General features: G+C 41.7%; 3 protein-coding genes. 2 read left to right on the forward strand and 1 reads right to left on the reverse strand.

Annotated elements, in window-relative coordinates; all coding sequences use genetic code 11:
• Positions 1-76 precede the first annotated feature (76 nt).
• Positions 77-1,339: a peptidase U32 family protein gene (locus tag ACZM60_RS09545; RefSeq protein ID WP_489521373.1), complete on the reverse strand. Its 1,263-nt coding sequence runs from the start codon at positions 1,337-1,339 to the stop codon at positions 77-79.
• A gap of 298 nt (positions 1,340-1,637) precedes the next feature.
• Here ACZM60_RS09545 and ACZM60_RS09550 point away from each other — a divergent pair, with 298 nt between their 5' ends.
• Both ACZM60_RS09550 and ACZM60_RS09555 read left to right on the forward strand, forming a co-directional pair.
• Positions 1,638-4,745 (forward strand): SusC/RagA family TonB-linked outer membrane protein, encoded by a 3,108-nt coding sequence (locus ACZM60_RS09550; protein WP_489521374.1) that lies wholly within the window; start codon positions 1,638-1,640, stop codon positions 4,743-4,745.
• Positions 4,746-4,760: 15 nt separating this feature from the next.
• A complete protein-coding gene (locus tag ACZM60_RS09555) occupies positions 4,761-6,398 on the forward strand; it encodes a RagB/SusD family nutrient uptake outer membrane protein (protein ID WP_489521375.1) in 1,638 nt (545 codons plus the stop codon).
• Positions 6,399-6,592 lie beyond the last annotated feature (194 nt).

A 6,592-nucleotide genomic window follows, 5' to 3' on the forward strand; every position in this document is an offset into this window, starting at 1 on the left:
CCCATTCCCGGAAACTTGATTTTTAAACAAGAGGAAACAGACGCCAAAGGGGTATATCTTATATAAGCGATAAAGATTATTTCTTTTTCAGTTCATCGGCAGGAACAATACGGTAAAGTTTGTCGCTCGGACGAATCCGGTCGGGCACCTTGAACGAAACATGTACTCCTTTCTTTACTACATCTACCGGTTTCAGGTCAACACGCGCTTCGTCCAGCGTAACATACATTGCTCCTGTAGTAGGTCCTGTAATCAGCAACTTGTCGCCAACCTTGATTTCACTGGCTTCAATCAGGAACTCTGCCACGCCGATATTGGAGAAGTATTTGATACCTTTTCCGGCATAAACTTTACGTTCTGTAGCTTCCGAACCGTAATTACGGCTCCACTCTCCCAAACGCTGTCCCAAATAATATCCGTTCCAGAATCCACGGTTGAACACAGTCTTCAAGCGAGTATCCCAATCTGCCTTCTTCTCTTCGGTAAAAGTTCCATCCAGGTAAGACTGAATAGCTTCCTTGTAACACTCCACTACAGTACGCACATACTCTGGTCCACGTGCACGTCCTTCTATCTTGAACACCCGTACACCTGCCTCAATCATTTCATCCATAAAATGAATGGTCTTCAGGTCTTTAGGTGACATGATATACTGATTGTCCACTTCCAGTTCGATATCGCTCTCCTTGTCTTTCACTATATACGAACGACGGCAGACCTGCATGCAAGCTCCGCGATTGGCAGATGCATTCAGTTCATTCAGACTCAGATAACACTTGCCCGATACAGCCATACACAAAGCACCGTGACAGAACATTTCAATGCGTACCGGCTCTCCCATCGGTCCTTTGATACCTTGTTCCTGAATGGCATCGTATATCTTGCGTACCTGCTTCAGATTCAGTTCACGAGCCAATACCACGACATCGGCAAACTGTGCATAAAACTTCAAGGCTTCCGCATTGCTGATGTTGAGCTGTGTAGAAAGATGCACCTCCTGCCCTACTTTATTGCAGTAGGCCATTACTGCTACATCGGCAGCAATTACCGCACTGATACCTGCTTCTTTTGCCGCATCGACAATCTTGCGCATCAAAGTGATATCTTCGTCGTAAATAATCGTATTAATAGTAAGATAACTCTTCACTCCATTTTCATCGCAGATCTGTGCAATTTCGCGCAAATCATCGATAGTAAACGTACTTGCCGAACGCGCACGCATGTTCAGACTTTCGATACCAAAATAGATAGAGTCTGCTCCAGCATGAATAGCAGCAGCCAGAGATTCACGAGAACCCACTGGTGCCATGATTTCAAAATCCTTTATTGAATAATTCATCGCTTCTTATTGATTTACGCTACAAAGGTAACGATTTTTCCGGGAACCACAGAAAAAGCTTGTACAAACACCCCTTCCCCCCTCTCTTTTTCTCCTTCAGCAAACAGAATAATAAATAATTATTCATACAGATAGCAAGAAAAACGACGTTTTTTTTTACTCTTTATTACTTTTTAATTAAAAATTTTATATATTTGTGCCCGATAAAGAAGAAGTATATAAAAATTTTAAATACTTTGATGAATAAAAAAAAGAGAGTTGTTTAATTTCTAAGTAAACTTTAATTAAGAGAGATTTTATGAGTAAGTTTTTATCCCTATTATGCAGTATGCTAATCTGCATAACGACTTACGCACAGAACATTACTGTGAACGGTAAAGTTACAGCCAACGGCGAAGAGATGCCGGGTGTAACAGTAGCGGTAAAAGGAGGAACCCAAGGTACCATTACCTCTATCGACGGAGGATACTCCTTGCAAGTAGACGCTAAAAGCACATTAGTTTTTTCATTTATTGGCTATGAAACTGTAGAAGTTCCCATCAAAGGCAAAAAAGTAATCAACGTAAATCTGAAAGAATCATCTATTGCGATGGAAGAAGTAGTGATTGCCGTGCCTTATGGTACTGCAAAGAAGTCTACCTTTACAGGTTCAGCCAGTGTCATCGACAAGAAAATCGTAGCTTCTTCTCAGGTAGCCAGCGTATCGAAGGCATTGCAAGGTACAGTGGCTGGTTTACAATCATTCTCTACCAGTGGACAACCGGGAGAAGATGCCAACATCTACATTCGTGGTGTGGGATCTGTAAATGCTTCACAAACTCCTTTGTATGTAGTTGATGGAGTTCCTTACGATGGAAAACTGTCTTCTATTTCATCACAAGACATTGCTTCTGTCACTGTACTGAAAGATGCAGCAGCAGCTTCACTGTACGGTTCTCGTGCAGCCAATGGTGTAATTATGATTACAACCAAGCAAGGACAAACCGGTTCTGCACCAACCATCCAGTTATCTGCTAAATATGGTTTTTCAAGCCGTGCTGTCAGCGATTATAATCAGTTAAGTACAAACGACTACTTCAAACTGCAATGGGAAGCACTCCGCAACAGCTATATGACCGGAAAAAATGCAATGAGCGCTGAAGATGCCGGAAAAGCAGCCTCAGCTGTCTTGACTACTACCGGTACTGGCGGACTGGGTATCAACCCTTATGGTAGCAAATACCCTCAACCCATTGACCAGTACGGAAACTTGGTAGAAGGAGCCACTCCTCTCTGGGACGACAGTTGGGAAGATGCATTGACACAAGATGCACATTATGCAGATTTGAATGCCAGTGTGTCTGGCGGTAGCGAGAAAACCAAATACTATTTCTCATTGGGTTACCTGGACGATCAAGGTGCTTATATCTGTTCTGGATTTAAACGCTACAATTTAAGAACCAATATTACCACTGATTTACGTGATTGGTTGCAAGTAGGTTTGAACGTATCAGCAAGCCACTCCATCCAAAATTATCCGAAACAGGATGATACAGCTATTGGCAACGTTGTATTGGCTGCTCGTGATATACCTTCATTCTATCCTGTTTACGAACGTAATATGGATACAGGAGAATATATTCTGGATGAAAACGGTAACCGGATCTATGATTACGGTACCTATCGTAAAGGTTCTTACAACGGACAGAACTTTGCACAGTCTATGTACTATGACAAAAAAGAATACAAACGTGACGCTGCATCTGTACGTGGATTTTTACAGATTACTCCGATTGAAGGACTGAGCTACAAGATGTCTGTAAACTTAGACTACAACAGTCGCTTTACTCATTTCTACGACAACCCGACTTATGGTAAACAACCTTTGATAGGAAGTGTACAGAAAGAAAACGACCGTACTACCGGTATGACATTCAACAATGTAGTAAACTGGAATCATACATTCAACGATGCACACGATGTACGTGTAATGTTGGGTCAGGAGTATTATGAATACAATACATCCAGCTTCGGCGGTTCACGTTCGGGTGTAATTACCGACGGATATTTTGAACCCGATGCTGCTTCTACACTGAACAGTTTCTCTGGTTACAGCGACCAGTACAAATTATTGAGTTATTTTGGTAGTGCAGAATACTCATACCAAGGAAAATATTTTGCATCAACTTCTGTACGTACAGACGGTTCTTCTCGTTTCCATCCAGATCATCGCTGGGGAACATTCTGGTCTTTTGGTGCTTCTTGGAAAATCGTACGCGAAAAATTCCTCGAATCAGCAGCAAATGACTGGTTGACAAACTTGACTTTGCGTGCCAGCTATGGTGCACAAGGTAATGATAATGTAGGTTACTATGCATATCAGGCTTTGTATGGTATGGGAAGCCTGTTTGGAAACCCTGCATTGACAGCTTATCGTCTGGCTACTCCTAACTTGACTTGGGAAACTAACTTAAACCTGAATATCGGTTTGGATTTCGGATTCTGGAACAACCGCTTGAACGGTACTATCGAATACTTCCAGCGTTCATCTAAAGACTTGCTGTTCTCACGCGACCTGGTTCCATCAAGCGGATTCTCTAGTATTGATGCCAACATCGGTAAGCTGAAAAACTATGGTTGGGAATTCACAATCAGCGGTACTCCGATTCTGACCAAAGACTGGACATGGAAATTAAGTGTAAATGCAACTACCTATAAAAATGAAATTGTAGAACTTCCTACAGATGTTATGTGGAACGGTTCGAAGAAATGGGTAAAAGGCGGTTCTTTGTACGACTATTGGATGTATGAATGGGCAGGAGTTAATCCTGAAACAGGTGCGCCACAATGGTATAAGACACAAGAAGACGGAAGCCGAGTACCTACAAGCAACTACTCTTCTCTGAATTCAAACGATAAGGTGAAGTTGGGAAGTTCACTGCCGACACTGACCGGAGGTTTCCAGTCTGATTTGACTTGGAAAAATATCTCTTTATCAATGTTGTTCTCTTATGCAATTGGTGGTAAGTTATACAACAACGACTATGTGATGATGATGAGCACATCAGGAGGTAACGGTAGCTCACTGAGCGAAGAAATGCTGGAACGCTGGCAAAAGCCGGGTGATATTACAGATGTCCCCAAACTGTCTTATAACCAGACAGACTACTTCACCAGTGGTTCAAGCCGTTGGTTGGTAAACCGTTCATTCTTACGTTTAAAAACTGTGACATTAAGTTATACATTACCGAAAAAATGGATACACGTAGCTTCACTGAAAGAAGCAAGCATTTTCTTTCAAGGAGAAAATCTGCTGACATTCAGCCACCAGCAAGGTCTTGATCCGGAACAACCTATCAGTGGTTCTGTTTCATTCCGCTACCCTGCCATGAAAACTTTCTCATTCGGTATTAATGTAACACTTTAATTTAATTCTTAAAATATGAAATTCAGTTATAAAAATATAACCTGGGGAATATTACTCGCATGCAGTATGGCATCTTGCGATCTGGATACCACCCCCACCAACTACCTTCCTTCTGAAGACGCATTTAAAACTACAGCACGTTGCGAAAGTGTGCTAAACGGTACATGGAGCTCTCTTTTTACAAACGGTTTCACCCTCGCATCTATCGGATTAGGCTCTATTATGATGAATGATGATTTTGCCGGATCGGATGTAGTAAGAACAACCAGCTACGGATATAGCTCAAGTTACAGTCTTACCAACGGCTACGGACGTGGAGAAATCAACGATATGGCATGGGATTTGTTTTACGATGCCATAAACAACTGCAACAACATCATTGCATACATTGACCAGGCCGAAGGAAGTGAAGAAGACAAAAACATCATCAAAGGTCAGGCTTTGGCTACCCGCGGTTATGTATATATGCTTCTGGCTACTCACTATTCTTTTGGAGTGGGTAATGAAAAGTATGCCAACAACGCTTGTGTACCTATCTACACAGAGCCGACAGACCTGAATATGGCATTGACCGGTAAGCCTGCATCCACTGTAAAAGATGTATTCCAGCGCTCTTTAACCGACTTAGGAGATGCCTATTCTTTAATTCCGGACAAATATAATAGAGGTATTAACGCAACTGACCAATACCGTATTGATAAAACTGTGGTAAAGGGGTTATTGGCACGTACTAACTTATATGCAGGAGAATGGCAAGCTGCCTACAACTATGCAGACGAAGCTATGACAGCCAAAGGTAAATACCTGATGTCGGAAGAAGAATTCAAGAGCGGATTCAATGATGCAACCAACGAAGAATGGATGTGGGGATTTTCTTCTACACTGGAAGACAATCTGGCTGCCTACAATTTCAATTTCAAAGATTGTACAACCGAAGGCTCTTATTACAGTTGCTTTAATGTAGATCCGTTTTTCAAGGAAAAATTTGAAGATAATGACTATCGTAAAGATTTATTCCGTTGGGGAGCTAACGCTGGTTACGGCGAATGGACTATGCTGAATTATAAGTTTAAATTTGCGGATATCAACAACGGATTGGGAGACATTATTCTGATGCGTGTAGCAGAAATGTTCCTTATTAAAGCAGAGGCCGCAACTCACCTGCCAGGCAAAGAAGGAGAAGCACAGAGCTTACTGAAAGAATTACGTCAGGCACGATTGAAAGCCGGTAATACAGCAGCAGAAGTTACTGCTACAGGCGATGAACTGAGAGAAGAAATTTGGTTGGAACGCCGTAAAGAGTTATGGGGAGAAGGATTCTCACTGACAGATTTGATTCGTAACCAAAAGAGTCTGGAACGCAAAAACTGGAGCCACTACGTAGAATGTATCCTAAATCCGGATGGTAGCAACTCTAATATTCCTATTTTGGACGAAAATGGCGAACTGACTTATGCTGATGACAAACCTGAAAGCTATAAGAAAGAAAGATGTACGCTGCTTCAAGGACATATTGCATCCAGAACAGTATTCCCTGATGGTTCTGAGTTTGAACCAAACAGTAAATACTACCTGTTCCGAATTCCTGAACAGGAAGAATTGCAAAACGCAAACTTGTATACAGAACATCCCATGCTTCCACTTTATAATTAAGGTGCGCATAAAAGAACTAACATAACTGCTCCCAGACGAAAATAATATTCGTCTGGGAGTTTTTTATTTACCTCCTTACCTTACTTCAATATACTTAACGTGAGTTCGACGAATTCAAAACAAAGCGAGCTGTGTGTCAAGAGTTCTTGTAACATTGATACACGGCTTCTTCGGAAAGCAACAATATGCAGCAA

It is taken from the genome of Phocaeicola sp. (assembly GCF_057861905.1).